This window comes from Pedobacter psychrodurus (assembly GCF_032678585.1).
GTDB classification, from domain to species: domain Bacteria; phylum Bacteroidota; class Bacteroidia; order Sphingobacteriales; family Sphingobacteriaceae; genus Pedobacter; species Pedobacter psychrodurus_A.
In genome coordinates this window covers 35,514-54,385 of record NZ_JAVTSN010000005.1, presented here as the reverse complement: position 1 = coordinate 54,385, position 18,872 = coordinate 35,514, and the positions used below count along the sequence as shown (strand labels likewise).

The following is an 18,872-nucleotide window of genomic DNA, read 5'->3' as shown; positions in this document are numbered from 1 at the left end:
TAAACACTAAAAAAACTTCAGAAAGATGGCTCGGAAGGAATCCATACAAAGGAAATCCCGAGCCGTTCCCAACGGGAGATTCTGTTGAATAATGGCTTTATAAAAGAAGTTTCTGAAGGCTGGCATATCTCATCCGACCCTTCTGAAGCTCCTGGAGATACAAAATCCTGGTACAGTTGTTATTGGGATTTCTGTGCTAAATTCATTCGGCACAAGTATTAAGAAAACTGGTGTCTTTCTGCGGATCAGTCGCAAAATGAGCACTCCACTAAAAGTTATAGAATCTGAGAAATTAGATTTAATATCGAAAAATTCGCCCCCCTTTCGATCTAACTCATTATCAAAACATTTTTCCCTAGCAACAGGGATAAAAGCGGATACCTGCCAGTGAATAATGCCGGGAAGCCTAAATAGCGGGTAGCCGGCAAGTTGCCCACACAAGAAAAGGATTTGATCAAAATCACAAAAGGTCATAAACTAGAAACCATTTCTATGCAGCATACCCCGTTAGCAAAGTATTCACAATCAAAAAGACACCAATCGCAATAAGCCCGAAATAGACATACTTAAAAAAAGTACCTCCGCTAATTTGATGATTAAGATAGCGCCCTAAAAATATTGCTGGAAAAACAGCAGGCAAGGAGGTCAAAAAATATTTCAGCACCTCCAAGGTAATCAGCCCTTTCGCAGAATACCCGATGGCACCTATAAAACTTACCGGTAGGAAATAAGCCTGGAGCGTTGCCCTGAAATGTTTGGCACTCCAGTTCCTCATATTTCCGTAAACAACAAGAGGTGGTCCATTTACCCCATATGCCCCACCCAATACCCCCGATAAAAAACCGCATATAAAAAGCCATGGCTTACTATCTGTTTTAAGGGAAAGCGCGTTCTTGCCAAAAACGGCATATAACGCATATAAAACAATCAGTAGCCCTAAACCGATTTTCACCCAGAACTCATTGCCATAAATTAAAATCAGCAAGCCAAACGGTATACCTAAAATGGCAAAAATGATCAACCATTTGGCGCTGTTAAAATGTATCTGGCTATGATCCTGTACAACCACAACAAAGGCAACCAAAATTGAAATCAAAACAGACAAGGGAACAGCAACCTCTAGCGGAATAAAATGTATAAATAAATGAACTCCATATTTCCTATAAAAATACGATTTTTTATGCGTAAAACTCCCCCAAAAGCTCAATAATGCAGTATAATAGAACTATCCGAAGATGAGACATTAGTCTACTATGAATGGTGTCAGTTATAAAGAAAGCGCCACAATCCTGAAGCCTTAGTTTAGATAAAAAGTGCAGACCATATAGGTTTGCAGCGCGAATATTAAAAAACAGTTCCGAAATAGAGGAAGTTTAGGCTAAAAGCGTTGTTAGCATAATCAGTCCCTTTCGCTATTTCCTCATTACAATGAGTCGAACACAGGTTTCTCTCTAAATCTTATTCAACTTTGCTCGATGAGGTTCCAGATCGGACTTCCGGTTACCACCTTTTTACCCAAGCTTGCATAGATGTGATCGTCAAGCCATATCTATGTGGGTTATGCTTCATCCTGATACCCGGGAGATTGGAATCACACCAATACAGAACTACCGTTAAACGCATCAAGCGTTCTACACTTTCCTGCTGTCTCAGCAGTTTCGGTGTAAACGGATCGCAGACCAAAAATGAAGAAGAACCACTTTAAAGCGGAATGGGGTGACAGCTTAAACGCGGAACGGGCAGCCTTTTTGCCGAAATGCCCATTCAGTGCCCTCATCGGTGATGGCACAGGCATTTCCACTTTGAAAATCTTATTTCATATCCGGAAAATAAATTATTGGAACGCCGTATATCAACTACAAAATTGTATTTAAAAAAATGATTGTATAATCCATCTTTTTGCCCGAAATATCTATTTTTAAAGCTACTTATTCAGTCTATTTTAGCGTACCCCCCATGTACATTTTACGGGGCGACCTGACCAGATATCAAAGTTATCTACTTCCCTTAATTATAGCGCTGATACTAGCAGGTAAACGGAAAATCTAAATGAAGCTATGAAAAAATTAATTGTTAACTCTCACGACTCACTCCGTGTTATTGCACACTCTGATATCACTTTTTGCAAATCCGACAACTGCTATACCAGCATATTTCTGAATACAGGTGAAGAGTTGGTAATGTGCAGATCTATTAAAAAAATATCCGAAGCCCTCGAGGGTACCTCATTTATCAGGGTAAACAGATCCTATCTGATCAATAGAGAATCGATCAAACTCGTTGATAAAAAAAACAAGCATGTGGAACTCAATGGTGGTGAATGTATCCCCTACACTACTTCGCTTGCAAATCTTGTAAACATGATCTCTGATGGTATGGCCGTGCTATAGTATAAAAATCTTATTCGATAATATTAGCTGGCTGTCAGAGCGGAAATAATGCTGTTTCGGCTTCCGCCCGGATCCTTTGGAACCCTTAAGCAAAAAACAGTCTTTCAGCCATAATTGATGGAGAAAACAGGACAGATTATCAATTGATCTGACATATTAAAATTGCTAAAATTTTCCCGGTAACCAGACCTTAAACAGATTTCACCTGCCTTTTCAACAATGCAGACGTTGGAGATATACCACTTTATTTATCATCAATCCATTTAAAATGCCCCATCAAAAAAAGCAACATGTCCTCATCGCACTTTTAAGTGTTTTAATGCTGCTATCCTGCAAAAAAGACAAGGATGGCATCGGCAGGCTCGCTCCGGCGATTATGAAAACAGCCGGCGATTTACATATTACCGGTCTTTCCTATCTTATCTGCAACCATGACCGCATCTTGTATTCCCGCTTTGCGGATGATGGACTGAAGTTGGATCCAAATGCATATAACGACATTATCACTAATTTTTCAGGTCCGGTCTTACTTAACAGGATGATGAAAGATAATCAGATAAACGCTGGAACAGGACTGGAAAAAATTGTTCCTTCCCTAAAACCAGATTCACTGACGGTCAGTGATCTGGTTTTTATCAAAGCGGACCGCATTTCCCCTTTTTTTGATAGCATACCATTGATGAACAGCACAATCCGCAGCACGATCGCATCGGTAGGTACGAAAAACGGCGATCTGCTGGATAAGTTCACTCGGGCAACATTGAAGTTGGAAAAAAAACAGGATCTCAGGTCACTCTTTGAAAATGCTTTTTTAGTATCAAATTATTTCGACGACGCTTTCACAGAATACAGTTACAGGGATACTGCAATCCAAAATCTGTCGCCTACCTGGTATACACGAAATATTGTTGGTTTTTTCGGCTGGAATGTATTCAAGTTCCACCGGGAAACACTTTTGTGGAAATCCTTTACGGTCTCGGGAAAGAGTGTCCTTATATTCAAATCACCGGACAGGGATTTATTCATTTCCATTGCTTATGATAAAATAGATGTGCTGGAAACGGATTTTCTCCATAAAAAAGACCTGCTACAGTCCCCCATGGCACTCGTAATACTTAAATACCTATTCCTCCCCGGGAAAGTGGGTGATATCGACTATGACCAGGGGGAGGGAGGATTAACATCGGCATTTACCAGGGTGAAAAACCTGGAAGGCTATATTTTTCTCACAAGGGAACTGCTCGCCTATGCGAGGTTCGAGCAAAAATATGGCAGTATCCGTAAAGCGGATAAGCTGTATGGTATCTATAAAAGGTCCTTGGATAATTCTCCGTTAACGGCATATGTAAATAAATCACCCCTGGCAGAAATCAACTACGTGCCTGATAACCTGGATGCTGTTATCCCTTTTAATATCACCGCAGATACGGTTGTCCGGTTTTTTGGGGCGGGACAGGTGATTACCAAGGATGATTATATTACCAGCCCCGAAAATTATGACCATATACAGATCTATCTTAACAAAAACGTTCCTCCTGATGAGATCAGCTATGAAGATCTCCGGCTTTTCCAGTACAACTATGGACTTAAAACGGTAAGTGGCATAAAAGATAGGCAGTTCCCAGACAGTTCCCTGTTGGATCCGGGGATAAAGTTTGCCTTCAGTGACCCAAATGATACCTGTTATACTTTAGAGGCAAGGATTCCCTGGAAGTCAGTATATGGTAGGTCCTTAAGAAAGAAAAGCCTTGGCGCAAACATTTTCATAGGTGACAGTGACCTTGATGAAAATTACCGTAAAAGTATGGTTTCATGGGTGGTCAAATCTGATGAATATTGGAATGATGCCTCTAAGTACGGGCAGATTATGTTTTCAGAGAAAGGAAAAGCCGGTGATCCAAGAAAAAATTATTGTATAAGATCCAATGCAGCACCATTGATAGACGGGGTGATGGATAAAATCTGGGAGATGGCAGACTTTTCAACCGTAAACACTCCTTATATAGGAAAAGCGTCGGCCTTCGATAGTTCAGCCAGATTCAAAACCCTATATGATAATGAATATATTTATTTTTTTGTACAGGTAACCGATAACTGTAAAAACCCTGCCGGTATTACAACAAAGGATAAATGTTGGATAACAGATCCCCGGACTGGGGAAATTATCTGGAAAATGTCGGCCCCTGCTTCCAAGGGCATGCCTTCTTTTTTTGTTGACAACAGTATACATCTCAAAAAAGGCAAATATCAGTTGCATTACAGATCGGATAAGGGCAGTTCATTCGAAGGTTTTTATGGGCCTAACCCCATTTATGGTTTTTATGGTGCACAAATTTATCTTTTATAATCATATCCATTCAGACATGAGACCACAACTTAACCTTTTGCTCTTTTTTGCGTTAAGCATATTTATCTCCTGTGGGCGCAATTACGGTAGCGCTATGGATAACGCTCTTGAATCCGCCGGAGATAACAAAAATGAACTTATAAAGGTACTCGACCATTATTCCGCCCCGGGTGACAGTTTAAAACTTAAGGCTGCAGAATTTCTGATCCTAAATATGTCCGGGCACAGCGGTTATCAGAAGAGTTCTATAGGTATCTATTCAGATATGTTTTCGATCATAGATACGCTTTCCTATATGAAAGATAAAGTAACAAACGATGATAAGATCCATATCGGTGATTCAGTAACCAAAAGAATTGGGCTTCCGGATCCCGATTCGATGAAGACCGTTCCGGATAACCGGTTGGTTTCCTCAGGCTATCTGATCAATAATATCGATTTTGCGTTCAGTGCCTGGAAGAATGCCCCCTGGGCAAAAAAAGTCAGCTTCAATGACTTCTGTGAATATATACTTCCATACCGTATAAGGGAGGAACAGCTGCAATATTGGCGCCCCCAGCTCTACACCGAGTACCTTCCGATGCTCAACAGGATACCTGAAAACAAAAATATAAAACCTGTATTTGACAATCTAAACTGGAATCTTAACACGGAAACCAATTTTACTGTTTTTTTCAACAGATATTATCCTTTTGCCCAAAGCATCAGTGATGTTCTGGCCGGAAAAATAGGTGGCTGTGAAACCACGTCATTTTATTCAGCTACTGTAATGAGATCGCTCGGTTTACCCGTGGCAGTGGATTTCATCCTCCACTGGGGCAGTACAAATAACAGCCATTTCATGGTAAATGCAATTGACCAAAGTTTCAGGCCACAATTGATCACAAATGAAAATATCCAGAGAAGCACCTGGAGTGTAGTTGATTTTTCCTCTGACTATATAACCGAAAGACATCGTTTTACCAATAAGGATACCCCTTTCGGAATGTATGTACAGCATGTCAAGACCATTCCAAAAGTTTACAGATTTACTTTCAGTGCCGATAGGGAATTGGAGGAATTGAACAAAACAGTACCCAAGGACTATCTGGCGCCGGATTTCCGAAAAACAAATCTTAGGGATGTAACGGACAAATTTGTAAAAACATCTTTCTTTTCCCTTAAAGTGAAAGATGAGTTCCTAAAATATAAAGCTGCTTACCTGTGTGTATTTGACATCAACGGATGGAAGCCAATTGCCGTAAAAAAGATGAACGGCGAAAATGTAATTTTTGACAATCTGGGATGCAATGTGGTTTATTTGCCCGCAGTATTCGATAAAGGAACGGTCATTCCGATTGCCCCCCCTTTCTACTCTGATACATCAAATGTTATTACCAGTTTTACGGCAACAAACAGCAGTAGGGCTAAAATAAGGCTTTTGAGAAAATATCCCCTGCATTCTTATACTGCATATCATACCGAAACTTTGAAGGAAGGGCGGTTCGAGGGTTCGAATTCAATGGACTTTACCAAGGCCGATACATTGTTTACCATAAAAAATTATCCATTTTATATGAACGAGGTACAGATACCAAATGTGAAAAAATTTAGGTTTCTAAGGTATGTTGCGCCGCCGGGGGGAAGCTGGGAGGCTGACAACATTGCTGAAGTACAGTTTTACGGTGGTACCGGAAAAGAGCTGTTAAAGGGAAAGATCATTGGGAAAAAAGGGGTGTCCGGCCATGAGATCGAAAAAGCATTCGATGATGATCTGGATAGTTATTACCAGAATGAGCAGGGTAAAGATGGATGGATCGGTATTGATCTGGGCACAATGGAAGAAAAACGGGTATACTCCATTAAATTTTGTCCCAGGAATGATACCAACTGCATTTTGCCCGGGGTAGACTACGAGCTTTATTACTGGGACAAAAAATGGATTTCACTTGGCAGCAAAACGGCAGACAGTTATCATCTGGATTACAATAAGGTACCAAAAAATGCATTGTTCTGGTTAAAGGGCCTAAACGGAGGAACCGAAGAAAGAATTTTCACTATTGAAAATGGCCAACAAAAATGGTGGTAGCATTTTCTCAACTGAATGAATAAGAAAAAATATGAAAAAAGCGCACTCAGTTATGATAAAAACATGGCTTGGTTTAACTGCCCATGCCCTATTGTTTTCAACTTTTTCCTGTAAATACATGGATGGCCACAAAGCTAATCCGATAAGGGAAGTTAGTGTAATCAATACCTTCGGATCGGCCAAAATAACCTTCAAAGTAGCCAGACAATCTGATTTCTCCTACATAATGGCCAGTTATCCTATAAACAAAGAAAAAATACGCCAGGTTAGGTCAGACCTGAAGGGCACTCTGACCGTTGACGGTTTCAGCAGTTCCGCTGAATATACCGTAATCCTTCAGGCAGTCGGTCGGGAGGGTAATATATCAGATCCGGTAAAGGTGAAGGTACATCCACTTATGCCCTATCATCAATCTGTATGTTCAGCGCTGAGATTGAGGCCAGCATATGGGGGGATCAGTGTATCCGGTGAGAATAAAGCCAATTCGTTATTATCGCTTCATTTATTATCATATAACGACACCTTGGAGCGGTATGTCGAAAAAGATGTTTCCATACTTGCCATAGGCAAATTGGATCTTTATTATGGAAATATGGGCCGGCAAACGCAGAGAATAGCCGTATACATCTCTGATAAATTCGGTAATGCCTCAGATACGGTATACAAAGTGATGAAGCCGTTAAGGGAGGATAAACTGGACAATACCAGGTTCTATAACTATCCACTGCAAAATGATGGACGGATCGGGTTCGACTGGTATTTCAGATACCTATTCGATGGAAATCTGGGCGAACCGGGCTGGCATACCGAGAGCATGCACATGGGGGGGCTTATGATGGGCACGGTAGGGCTTGGCACTCCTTCCATGATCAGCCGTTTGGTATTATACAACAGGCTTCCAGGCATTTACCAGGACCAGAATCCAAAGAAATTTACCGTATGGGCGTCCACAAAAAAAGAACCCAAGGATTTTCGGGATTGGCCAATATCAACTACCCCCGAGGGTACTGTACTTGGAGATTGGATAAATCTGGGGAATTTTGTGCTTCCCATGCCCCAATCAGGGCTTCCTCCCACCCAGGCCAATAATGATGACCGCGCGGCCGGTGCCGGCGGCTTTAGTTTTAAGCTTAAAACAGAACTGAATGGTGCCAGGTATATGCGTTTCCAATGTACGCAAACCTGGGGAGGGCTTGATTATGTTAATGCCAATGAGATCACGTTATTTGGCAGAGGAACAAATTGAGCAATGGGGTAAACTAAACCTATTAAATATAGGAACGGTTTCTGATCTATCGGGCCATTGTAAAGTCTTGTTCTGCCAAAGGGCAGTTGATATGGCAGGACAATAACCTTTAACTGCATCTCCCCCTATCTATCCACATTTCAATCTTTACCTGTAATAAAATATCCCGGTGGACAAGGCTTACCACTGGGACAATCGAAATTGAAAAATTCCCCGGAAATCCCCGTTTAGTAGCAACCCCATATCTTTTTAACGTGCCAACTGAATCAGAATCTAAAGGAAAATACGACTTTCCCCTCTATCTGTTCTTCGGAGATGAACCCCCAGTATCTCGAATCATAGGAGCGGTGCCTGTTATCCCCCATAAAAAAATAATAATCACGGTTGAACCTGTAATCTTCCAATTTTTGGCCATGCAGGTATAGTTTCCTTCCAATTAGTTTGACATCTTTTGTTTCGGATAAGATCGCCTGATAGTAGAGGTAAATGTTGCTGCCGGTCAGTTTGATATATAGATTTTTCGCTGGTACAGTAAGAGGTCCAAAACTGTCACCGGTCCATTTGGAAAGCGATTCTTCCCTTAACTGTTTAGGCATATCACAGAAAAAACGCCAGCCGATAGGAACATATGCGATTTTACCGCCTGCGGCCATACTATGAAACTTTTGTTTTTGATCCCGGGTCAGGTAGGCACTTATACTGGAATCTTCATTCACCTCATAAAAGATATCATTTTTTAGGGCATATTTTATGAACTCTTCCCTCTGCCCGATAGTAAATCTATATCTGTTCTTCACTGTTGGATTTTGGTGCAGTTCTTTTCCGTCAACGCTGATGCTATCACCGGCAAGGATAATTTTATCCCCTGGCAGCCCGATGCATCTTTTAACAAAAAATGAGCTTGTGTCCTTTGTTTTTTTAAAAACGATGATGTCCCCACGCTTAACGCGTGCTGTACCTGAAAGCCTTAGATAAGGCCAATCGCGCGACTTTATGGAAAGATTGTTCAGCCAGGGGATATCGGCTATGCCCCTGGGAAATTTTGGGCCATACACCAATTTGTTTACGACCAGTTTATCATCCGGAAAGATGGCGTTTTCCATCGATTCGCTGGGAACTTTATAAAAATCAAGGATAAACAGCCGAAAGATGATTACATAAATCAATCCCAAAACTGCAGTAACTATAAATCCTGTCCAGTCGCCCAGTTTAAATGAAACAACCGTATATACTGTCAGTATCAACAACAACAACAGGCAGGCCATCCAGAATAGGTTTAGAATTGCCAGGCCCAATGAGGCTATTGCAAATAGCAGAAGAATAATTAACCTGTGTTTTTTTTGCGAAAAAAGTTTTATACCCATCGGATAGAAGAAACTATAATTATGATATTTGATTTCCAGAAGTATGTACTGTAAATTCCAGCCCGCTGTATTATTTATTTATGATCGATAAAATTTTGGTTGTGTCAAAATTCCGGCCGGCTACAACCTGTGCCATCTTTGTTTTTATTTCCCTGGTTGCCGGGGAATTGATTTTGACGGCCATCTTCAAAATGTTATTGGCAGATTTTACAGCACTTTCCTTATTATTCAGTTCCAGGAGGGAAATTACCTGGAGATATCTGGGATAAAGTCTTGAAGGGATCATATCGGAGGCCTTCATATATGATGCCAGGGCGAGGTCAGGACGTTTCAACTTTCTGAAACAGTTTCCACGGGCTATCTGTAGCGGATAATTATCAAAATAGTATTGTGCAGAATCAAGCAATTTCAGGGCCGGTAACGGTTCATTTGCCTTTAACAACAAATTACCATACTGCATAAGGAAAAGTCCATCTGTTTTCAGGAAAGGGTGGGCCGAAACAAAAAATGGAACGGCGTCCACGAATTGCCCGCTATCAGATATCTGGGATCCCGTTCCCCAATTCCGATAACTGCGTACCATCTTATTTAAGTATAGTGCAAATAGCACAGAAAAGACCAGGTATATAGGAATAAAAGAATATTTAAGAAGATTGAATCTGGCTTTTCCTATTCCAAAAGAAAAAATTTTAGTGTCTGAAGAAGCTAAAAAAGCCAGGGAGCATACTACATTTAATTTAATGGGAAGGATCTGCTCTGAATAGGAAAATAACGCAAAAACGATCTGCGCCGATAGCACTGCTTTTGTTATTATTACCAATGCATTCTTTTTCCTTATAAACATGATGCGGACCATGATTACCAGAATTGCAACAGCCCCAATAATCCCATTTTCAGATAAGTAGACCATAAGGATATTAAATGGGTACTTGATTTCTCCGGCAATATCTCTGTATGGGCTGGATGGGTGCCCACGGAAATATTCAGACTGATAAGCCATATACTTAGAACTGAAGTTATCAAATCCGCTACCGAAAATGGGATTATCGGACACCATTCTGCCAGTTATCTCCCATACCAGCAATCTTCCATCACTTGAATCACGGTTTATATAATACAGTAAAAAAGTAACCGACAGCATTACAAGTCCCAGTAATATAAAAATATAGATCTTCCTTATGGAGAATTTTCCCGAGAGATGAAAATATGGCAAACGGTGGAAAAACAGTGAGCAGAATATCACAAGCCCCAACCAGGAGGCCCTTGATTTGCAAGCGGAAAGCACTAAAAAAAAGCATACCATGCAACAGATAAGAAAGCCTGGAAATATTCTATCGACTATTCCCCTGGAAAGCCCAAAAGATCTCAAACCGGGCCTGAATGCTAAATCATCCCTGGATAAATATAGTCCAATGGTAACACAAAACCCATATAATACATACCCAGACAGTGGCCCCGGATTAAAAAACGTTCCTGTTATCGGGAAATTCCCACTTAAACTGGGATAAAACCCGTACAGTTGCAAAAGTCCATAGAAAGCCTGGATGAGGCAGCCAACAACGCATGCGTATAAGAAATAAATATACAGCTTGGGATTAAACCTTAAAAATAAATAAAGTAGCGACAATCCTATTAACTCGATCAGCCTAGGGGAAAATCCCGAAACCGTGTGGGCAGAATATCTTCCCAGGCCTATCAACAATATCAGGATAACCAGGATAACATCCGTCAGGGTAAAGGAAAGAACAGCTTTCTCTCTTGGCAATGGGCTGAACAGGCAAAATCCCACTACTATAATCACGCCATAAGAAAAAAATGCTATCTGTCCGGCCCTAACCTGATAAAGATCGGGAACCGTTATAGAGGCAGTAAGTGATAAAAGAATGCTTATACCAATGCAGATGCAGAATTTGACCAACCTAGAGCGCACATTTTCTGTTATGGGTACATTAAAAAACATCAACTATCCCTTTCAGATAATTCCTGGTCTGGGCCGGATATTCCAATGGCCTTGTTAAAAATATAAACCCTGATGAATTATCCCTCCCCGAAAATACAGAGTAATATGAAATCCCCTCTTTATCGATGGCAGAAACCTGGGACGGACAATAGAAAAAATTCGAGATTTTTTCCTGATATAGCCTTTTATATTTTAAATATTCTGTCATATTCGGTTCATCGACCAGTACTACAAGGTTCTCTTTCCCTACTCCTTTGGCGATATAGCTTAAATTACTAAATATCGAATCGATACATTCATGACAGTCATTCCGCAAAAACCTGAACACAAGCAATTTTTCTTTCTTTAGCTTATTCAGGCTATCGACTATATCGGGTGAAAATTGTACACGGTCAAAAATATGTTTCTTATCCGAGTTGGTATCAATACTGCGGCTAAGCTCATTGATCATAATATTTTCTTTATTTCTTAACCAGGTCTGATATATACACAGGGATAAAAGTGCTATAAAGCAAAAGGTTACAAAAAAATTTTTCTTTAAAAAAAGTAGTTGCTGATTTAGTTTCATATTAAATATTGTTTAGTTCTTTACTTAAAATCACCAAAAGATCAAATTCCGCGAACCATCTTATTTTTTACGGTTTTTCTTCCCAAACTGCCTTGGATAATAAGATACCGTTGCCATAAAATAATGTTGCAGGACATTTTGGCTCCCGATCGTAAAACTGTTCAAAGCACCGTAGTTGATTACACTCCTGTTCTGCCGTAGCAGGTCAAGTGCGGAAAATTTGGTTTCCAGATTATTCCCCTTTAACAACCGGTAGGTTAGTGCGGCGTTCCAGATGGCAAATTTGATCGCATCACTGCCTGTGGCAGTACTATTGTTAAATGTTATGTTACTGTTTAATATCAGTTTTTTTGTTACGCTATAACCCGAGCTTAAAGTTGTAGAAACATTTGTTCCGCTGTATGAGGCCATAAATGTTTCCTGTGAGGATTTATAAGTGGAATAGGACTGTACTCCTTCAAGGGCAAAACAATCCTTGTAGGTGAAATTAAATTTGATGCTTGTATTCGTATTCAGACCCTTTGCATATGCATAAATCCCGTTTACATAGCCAGGATTTCTGGATATGTTCAAAGTGTTGTTCAGGCTGATCTGAAGTTCTGATGTCTTTAACTTAAGGGCTTTTCGGATACTTCCACTAAAATTTAAATATTTGCCGGTACCCGCATTTACCAGATAGCTCACTCTCCTGTTATCATCAGCAATCAGCAGACTATCGGCGAATACCCCTTCTGTTATACCGCCCGCAAGTTCGATTTGGTAATTCAAGGTGTTTTTTGTTTGCTGGGCCTCATGGGAAAAACCAAATGATAGTGCCCTGGTTACCGATTCCCTTAGGCCAAGATTCCCTTTTTGTATATTATAAATATTTGCACTATCTATCAAAGGAGCTAATTCCTGTAAGCTCGGGATGCGGATGGAGGTATTAAAACCCAATGAATAGCTCTCATTGAAATCGCCATACTTCTCATGGGCAAACCGGATATTTCCATTGGGGGCAAATTGGCTATATTTGCGCCTGATATTTTGGAAGGATTTATCGGAACGGTTATCCTGATAGATGAGTTTCTGCTGCAATGTGCCGCTGATAACCAAACTTTTGGAGAACCTATTCGACAATACGGAGGATATTGACCTGCTTAAGGTAAAATTGGGGGTTTCTTCTATGGTATAAGCCTGTGTCTGGTTACTTAGATAGGCATTATTCTGATAGTCGGTGATAGAATCATTGGAATCCCCTACGACATTGGTATTTTTTCTGTTATTGATGCTGATCGTGTTACCCACAGAAAAATCCAGCCCCAGAAAATCTGTTTTTCCGAATAGCAGTTCTTTAAGGTTGTTAAATTCAAAATTCAACTGCGGATTTACACTGTTATAGCCGGTCTGATATTTCCGGTTAAACCTTTTATTTGAATTTGGACTGGAAAACGATATAAAATCAGTTTTATTAACCCTGTTTGACCGGTCATTATCCAAGTTCAAGGAAAAATTCACACTCAAACCTTTAAACCGGTGAAAGAATTTGGTAAAATTTTCGCTTAGGACATACCTGATGTCTAAACTGTAATTACTGCTTTTGCCATTCGCCGAATCACTTCCAATACTCGAACTAACACGTTGGTTTTCAGAATTGAACGACCCGACAACTGACTCATTTACGCTTTGATAGCTATTATCTTTAAAGGACTGGTTGATGGTCAAAGCATGGATGGTTCTCACCCATTCATATTTTGAGTCGAAATTCTTATTTGAACTGTATGAGTTACGTGCATTGAGATGTTCCTCAAGAATTTTTCCATTCAATTGCGTGGTTGTTGTAGTCTCAGATGAAGATGAATTGTCGTTATCCCTTGTTTGGGCAAAGTAATTCAGGCTTAAAATATTATTGGCACCATATATTGGCCTATCCAAAAAATTGTATGTCATGTTTGCGCCAAGTGCCCTGGGCCGGGTTATGCCGGGAATCATGAAATCCGGACGGTATTCTAATCCGGTACCTGCACCTTTGAAGGTACTATTGGCCAATAGGCTACGCACATCGTAGGCTATTTTATTGATGTTGTTATCTGCACCTACTATGGAAATCTGCACCTTTGAATTAAATGCATTAAGATTGGCGTCGGATTCATATCGCTTATTGCTTCCATACCCTGCTCCGATTTTGCCAAAATATCCAAAGTCCCTGCCCTTTTTTAGCTTGACATTCATTTCAACAGCAGAATCCAGGGGATTAATATTGCCGGCTTTCTTATATACCTGAATTTTTTCGACAGCATTTTTCGCGAGGTTCTGAGTAGCAATCTTATAATCACCGCCGAAAAACTCTTTACCGTTGACCAGTAAACTCCTGACTTCCCTTCCATTAACAGTTATTTTACCATCTCCCCAAAGTACAATGTTGGGTATCTTTCTAAGCAGATCTTCTACCACTGCATTACTATCTAACTTAAATGCCGCCGCATTAAACTCCAGGGTATCGCCGTTCATGCTTATTGGCGGTACAGAAACGACCACCTCCTTTAGTGAAATAGTTTTTTGATTCAAGATAATGGTTTTCAGGTCAATGGACCCCGAGACAGGTATGGTAAAGGTTCTGTATTCCGATTGGTAACCAACATTGCTTATCAGCAGCTTTAATGGTCTATCAACAGGGAGATTTTTAAAGTTGAACTCACCGTATGTGTTGGTTATCTGGTAACCAATTAGTGAACTGTCCTGTTTTAGGGCATTATAAACAGATACTGTCGCAGATTTTAGGACATACCTAAACGTAGTATCCCTCACAATACCTTTGGCAGCTCCTGTATTTACCATATTTTTTTGTTGGGCAGCTACGATTACGGAAATACCTGCCAGTATCACGGATAGGATAAACGAACGGTAAAACTGCATTATCGTTTCGGTTTTGGCTTGAGCCTAACAATAACAGGATTGCTACTTTTATTTTGTGTCCTGAAATACTCGGTCAATACAGGATTGTATTTGATTTTTTTTTCTGCGTTCTGCTCATTAAGGGCAAACATGGCCAATGAAGAATAACTATTGTACAGCAAACCATCCTGATAGAGATGGAAACCTCTATTCTTATACTCATCCAACACACCCAGATCAGTTACCGGCAGAAAAGAGGAAAGAGCGTCGGGCTCAAGGTCCCCAATGGACATTAACTGATTATCCTTTAAATTATAAATAAAGGCTTTCCGGTCGAATCCAAAACTGCTGAAATTAAAGAATAAATTATCCCCACATGTATAAGTATTGAAAATCCCATAAAATTTATCGCGGTTTTTCATAAGATACTCCATCCTTTTACCCTTATAGCTGGAGTTTTCGATAAATCCGTCCGGTAGGGAATACTTCTCAGGCAGTATAAATCTGTATGCTAGTTCCGCTTTTTTCTCCCCTATCCTATAAATGTTGTTTTCAAAGTACCTGGTATAGAATACTTCGCTGCTACTGCCATAATCAAAGAAAACCTTTCCACTGTTTATCAGGTCATCATTTATGATTTTATTCAATGCAAATGGGAAAAAAGCAGTCAAAAACCTGTTCTCGCTGTTATACAGCACGAGTTCATAGTAAGAACTGTCCATATTCGATTTTATCAGCTCGTTTGATCTGACCACTATTCCGCTTCCGGGAAACCTATAAACGATATCCCACTCTTTTTTATTGGCAGGTTCTTTTTTGACCAGGCTTCCATCCAGATCGAAAAATACGGAGGATTTACCTGCCTGTATAGTTATAAGAGATTTGCTTCCTACCTTCCTGATCTGGAAACCATAAAACATCTGGTCCTCCTGTTTGCCAATGGTATTGATTTTACCTTGATTTATTTTGGCAATGAACTTTCCGTTCCTATCAAAAATAAAAATGTTCTTGGTATCTTCATCAAAGATCACAAATCTGTTTTCTGCGATTTCCAGTTGCTTGATTTTTCCAAAAACGCTCTCTTTTTTACTTTCTAAGGGAATAAATTCTACTTCATCGAAAATGTCTGAAATCGATGTTCCCCTTGCATCACCCGGATCAATCCTCAAAGTAATTACTTGTGAGCTATCTATTTTAACTTTCTGGGCCAAAGTCGACGACGAAAATAAAACCCCGAAAATGAGTGCGGCTTTTTTAATTTTGGTTAACATAGATTAGATGAATTGGAATAGATCATTAAATTACACCTTTTATATACATTATTAGAATAATATTGTCCATATATCCGGACAATGTCCATTTTTAAACTATCCCAATACATGTGCTATTTTAATTTATATACAATTAAGACCGGATTACTATTATTATTGAGTGTTGAATCTATTGCCTTAATGTAGGGAGGCACTTTAGCCCAGTCTTTAGGGCTGGATTTATAGACATTCATTTGGGATTTGAAGAAAATTGCCTGTCTGGTTGAAAGGATATAATCATCATTTCCATCATGGCCGAAAAGGTTTTCGAAATGGATCAGGTCATGCTTATTTTCGATAAAGCTGAAGGACTCGGCTTTACCATCCTTTTTGGAATACACGACAATGCTGTTTTTTCCGTAACTGAAAACCAGGAAGTTTTTGGTTTCCCTGAAATTACTGATAAAAAAGCCGTATTCATTTTTCATTGCTTCATTGTAAATATCTGAAGCAGGAAGATTTTTATCGAGTAATGAATCCGGCATATTTTTTTTTCCAAAATTGATCCTATAGGCAGGAATAATCTTGTCATCCGAATATTTGTAAATTACGGGGCTATATGGAACGGTAACATATGTACCCAGGCTATTAAGTACATTTGGAAAGACAGTCGAAAAAAAATTAAATTTTTCGGAAATGGCGTCCTTATGAATAAATTCATTTTTATCCCCACTATTCAGATCAAGCACATTAGCGGTATAACTGCCTGTAGGGTTAATTGTCAGCAATTTGCCTTTTGCAGGAATATCAATATTTTTATAATACCCCTCAAGTGGCGTTTCTGAGAGAAATTTGCCTTCCATATTATAATAAATTAGCTTGTATGGGCGATGAGTGTGTACAAGTATACGTTTTGAAGCTTTATCAATTGCAAAATCCATGATTCCGATATATTTTCCTTTATCAACACCAATGTCATGGATCTTGGTTATAAATTTGCCATTCCAATTAAATATAAATACACTATTTGTTGCCCGGTCAAGAATGTAAATACGGTTATCAAAAATTGATATCCGGTTGATGTTACCGATTAGGGATGCAGCGCTGGTCTCTAAAGAAATGACTTTTGAAGAGTCGAAATATTTATCGAAATTTCCTATCGCATTTTCTGGTGCAACATCAACCTTGATTTCTTTCCCCATATCTTCATGGTTGCCACCTTTACAGGAAATAAGGAAAAGGCATGCAACAATAATAATTATTCTCTTCATCTATTGTAATTTATTTTGGGATAGTCTGTTAGTGTTATCGTGTTTAATATTCTTACTTAAAATCAACTATGGCCATATTTCTATGTTTCACCGAAAAAAGGAATATCATCGGTAGGCCTTATGAATAGTTGAACAGGCAATGATTATTCATTGCCTGTTCTTTTTCTTTGGAAAAATATTATCTGAAAAATTATTATTTGTGTCAGGAATATTTATTTCAATTAACTACACACAATCTTTTGATTACTAATAGTATGACTAGGCGTACAAGAAACACTACCAGTTCCTATACAGTTTACAGTAACAAAATCACTCGAATTCTTACACACCTTTCCGTCAACAATCATAGAAGTAACAGTAGATCCAGTTTCTTCATTTTTTACAGCAACTTTTCTTGGACCACTAGTGTCCTCGAAATTTGCTGATGCAGAGTTTTCTACAAGCGAAAGATTTATTCCGAAATGGGCACTTTTGTCAATCTGGATATTATAAAAACCTAAGGCCGCAATCATGGCGATAAAGGCAAATTTAGTTATTGTTTTCATGTATTTTTTCAATTTATCAGTTAACAGGTCGAATGCTCGTTGCTTTTTACAACAGATGGGGTACATCTCTGACTGCCCTCTCCAAGACAGCTTACAATAACCTGATCATAAGTTACCACGCATGTCCCACCTCCAGGCTTTGTTATTGTGTTTTTAACATGGGAGGTAATTTCATCTTTAAGAAAATAGCCTTTACTTTCTTCGGCCTCAAAATTGGCAGATGCGGAGTTTTCTACAAAAGATAGGCTCGCTTCAGATTTTGTAGCCTTATCAATCTTCAGATTGAAAAAACCAAGAGCTGCTATCAATACGAACAGCGCCGTTTTAATCGTTGTTTTCATGTTTTTTTTGATTAAGATTTTTATAAAGATATATAATGTTACCTGTCTTGAAATAACGTTTACGACTGTATTATGATTACACCATGTTTATCTATGAAAAGGCTATATTCTGTACTGAATACAAGCATCTCTAATATTAAACATTTAGTTGATCCCTCCAACTCACGTTCTATGCGCGAAACAATATCAATAGTATAGAGCTAGAATATTTTCGCAAAAACTACTCTCCTCCCATTTTTTCCAGGGTTTGATATTGGCCCGATATATTTAAGATTAGGATAGAAAAACCAATCCAATTAACCCCTTTCCGTCAAAACACTAACGTAAAGACAAACAATAATTTACAGTGAATATATTTCTGGCGAGACGGGGTCAATCTATTCTGGTTTATCCACCAGAGCATAGTACACCGACATTTCGCTCTTACCCAGCTCTTTCAGTTGAGGGAATATTAATTAAGAAGTTTGTAATTTGAATAAATTGTTGCATACAAAACAATCATATTTTTGTATCTTTATGATAAAGAATTTGCACTAAAAAAATAGAGGTGAGTTTTTGGCTGAAAGGAACCAAAAATGATTTTAATTATCTGATAAACAAGCGATTAAAGGAAAGGTTCGACTCCCTTCGGCTCCACAGATAATAACT

13 protein-coding genes are annotated in these 18,872 nt (G+C 39.2%); 4 read left to right on the top strand and 9 right to left on the bottom strand.

Annotation, left to right across the window (positions count from 1 at the left end; translation table 11 throughout):
• Nucleotides 1-490: 490 nt before the first annotated feature.
• The gene (locus tag R2S57_RS04675) at nt 491-1,207 is read right to left on the bottom strand and encodes a sulfite exporter TauE/SafE family protein (RefSeq protein WP_316824172.1); all 717 of its coding nucleotides are present in this window, start codon (nt 1,205-1,207) and stop codon (nt 491-493) included.
• A gap of 850 nt (nt 1,208-2,057) precedes the next feature.
• On the opposite strand from R2S57_RS04675, the gene R2S57_RS04670 reads away from it, so the two are divergent.
• From R2S57_RS04670 to R2S57_RS04655, 4 genes are all read left to right on the top strand, one after another.
• Nucleotides 2,058-2,390, top strand: coding sequence for a LytTR family DNA-binding domain-containing protein (locus tag R2S57_RS04670; protein ID WP_316824171.1), 333 nt, complete (start codon nt 2,058-2,060; stop codon nt 2,388-2,390).
• 268 nt (nt 2,391-2,658) lie between these two features.
• A complete protein-coding gene (locus R2S57_RS04665; protein WP_316824170.1) occupies nt 2,659-4,737 on the top strand; it encodes a sugar-binding protein in 2,079 nt (692 codons plus the stop codon).
• Between the two features lie 16 nt (nt 4,738-4,753).
• The gene (locus R2S57_RS04660) at nt 4,754-6,805 is read left to right on the top strand and encodes a hypothetical protein (RefSeq protein WP_316824169.1); all 2,052 of its coding nucleotides are present in this window, start codon (nt 4,754-4,756) and stop codon (nt 6,803-6,805) included.
• Between the two features lie 52 nt (nt 6,806-6,857).
• Nucleotides 6,858-8,051: a DUF5000 domain-containing lipoprotein gene (locus R2S57_RS04655; protein WP_316843938.1), complete on the top strand. Its 1,194-nt coding sequence runs from the start codon at nt 6,858-6,860 to the stop codon at nt 8,049-8,051.
• A 266-nt stretch (nt 8,052-8,317) separates the two neighbouring features.
• Here the strand turns inward: R2S57_RS04655 and lepB are convergent, their stop codons facing one another.
• From lepB to R2S57_RS04615, 8 genes are all read right to left on the bottom strand, one after another.
• Nucleotides 8,318-9,415, bottom strand: a complete 1,098-nt coding sequence (gene lepB / locus R2S57_RS04650) for a signal peptidase I (protein ID WP_316843937.1) — start codon at nt 9,413-9,415, stop codon at nt 8,318-8,320.
• Between the two features lie 70 nt (nt 9,416-9,485).
• A complete protein-coding gene (locus tag R2S57_RS04645) occupies nt 9,486-11,375 on the bottom strand; it encodes an O-antigen ligase family protein (RefSeq protein WP_316824167.1) in 1,890 nt (629 codons plus the stop codon).
• The gene (locus R2S57_RS04640; RefSeq protein ID WP_316824166.1) at nt 11,365-11,943 is read right to left on the bottom strand and encodes a hypothetical protein; all 579 of its coding nucleotides are present in this window, start codon (nt 11,941-11,943) and stop codon (nt 11,365-11,367) included. Before R2S57_RS04640 ends, R2S57_RS04645 begins: the two co-directional genes overlap by 11 nt.
• A gap of 60 nt (nt 11,944-12,003) precedes the next feature.
• Nucleotides 12,004-14,838, bottom strand: a complete 2,835-nt coding sequence (locus R2S57_RS04635; protein ID WP_316824165.1) for an outer membrane beta-barrel protein — start codon at nt 14,836-14,838, stop codon at nt 12,004-12,006.
• Nucleotides 14,838-16,088: a 6-bladed beta-propeller gene (locus R2S57_RS04630; protein WP_316824164.1), complete on the bottom strand. Its 1,251-nt coding sequence runs from the start codon at nt 16,086-16,088 to the stop codon at nt 14,838-14,840. The genes R2S57_RS04635 and R2S57_RS04630 overlap by 1 nt, the downstream gene beginning before the upstream one ends.
• Nucleotides 16,089-16,201: 113 nt before the next feature.
• Nucleotides 16,202-17,338 carry a 6-bladed beta-propeller gene (locus tag R2S57_RS04625; RefSeq protein WP_316824163.1) on the bottom strand — a complete coding sequence of 379 codons (1,137 nt, stop codon included), beginning with the start codon at nt 17,336-17,338 and terminating at the stop codon, nt 16,202-16,204.
• 221 nt (nt 17,339-17,559) lie between these two features.
• Nucleotides 17,560-17,883: a hypothetical protein gene (locus R2S57_RS04620; RefSeq protein ID WP_316824162.1), complete on the bottom strand. Its 324-nt coding sequence runs from the start codon at nt 17,881-17,883 to the stop codon at nt 17,560-17,562.
• 20 nt (nt 17,884-17,903) lie between these two features.
• Nucleotides 17,904-18,224, bottom strand: coding sequence for a hypothetical protein (locus R2S57_RS04615; protein WP_316824161.1), 321 nt, complete (start codon nt 18,222-18,224; stop codon nt 17,904-17,906).
• Nucleotides 18,225-18,872 lie beyond the last annotated feature (648 nt).

What these genes read in the sequence shown, in the direction of transcription:
- R2S57_RS04670 (WP_316824171.1), top strand. Translation starts at nt 2,058, where the DNA reads ATGAAAAAATTAATTGTTAACTCTCACGACTCACTCCGTGTTATTGCA.
- R2S57_RS04665 (WP_316824170.1), top strand. Translation starts at nt 2,659, where the DNA reads ATGCCCCATCAAAAAAAGCAACATGTCCTCATCGCACTTTTAAGTGTT.
- R2S57_RS04660 (WP_316824169.1), top strand. Translation starts at nt 4,754, where the DNA reads ATGAGACCACAACTTAACCTTTTGCTCTTTTTTGCGTTAAGCATATTT.
- R2S57_RS04655 (WP_316843938.1), top strand. Translation starts at nt 6,858, where the DNA reads ATGATAAAAACATGGCTTGGTTTAACTGCCCATGCCCTATTGTTTTCA.
- lepB (WP_316843937.1), bottom strand. Translation starts at nt 9,415, where the DNA reads ATGGGTATAAAACTTTTTTCGCAAAAAAAACACAGGTTAATTATTCTT.
- R2S57_RS04645 (WP_316824167.1), bottom strand. Translation starts at nt 11,375, where the DNA reads ATGTTTTTTAATGTACCCATAACAGAAAATGTGCGCTCTAGGTTGGTC.
- R2S57_RS04640 (WP_316824166.1), bottom strand. Translation starts at nt 11,943, where the DNA reads ATGAAACTAAATCAGCAACTACTTTTTTTAAAGAAAAATTTTTTTGTA.
- R2S57_RS04635 (WP_316824165.1), bottom strand. Translation starts at nt 14,838, where the DNA reads ATGCAGTTTTACCGTTCGTTTATCCTATCCGTGATACTGGCAGGTATT.
- R2S57_RS04630 (WP_316824164.1), bottom strand. Translation starts at nt 16,088, where the DNA reads ATGTTAACCAAAATTAAAAAAGCCGCACTCATTTTCGGGGTTTTATTT.
- R2S57_RS04625 (WP_316824163.1), bottom strand. Translation starts at nt 17,338, where the DNA reads ATGAAGAGAATAATTATTATTGTTGCATGCCTTTTCCTTATTTCCTGT.
- R2S57_RS04620 (WP_316824162.1), bottom strand. Translation starts at nt 17,883, where the DNA reads ATGAAAACAATAACTAAATTTGCCTTTATCGCCATGATTGCGGCCTTA.
- R2S57_RS04615 (WP_316824161.1), bottom strand. Translation starts at nt 18,224, where the DNA reads ATGAAAACAACGATTAAAACGGCGCTGTTCGTATTGATAGCAGCTCTT.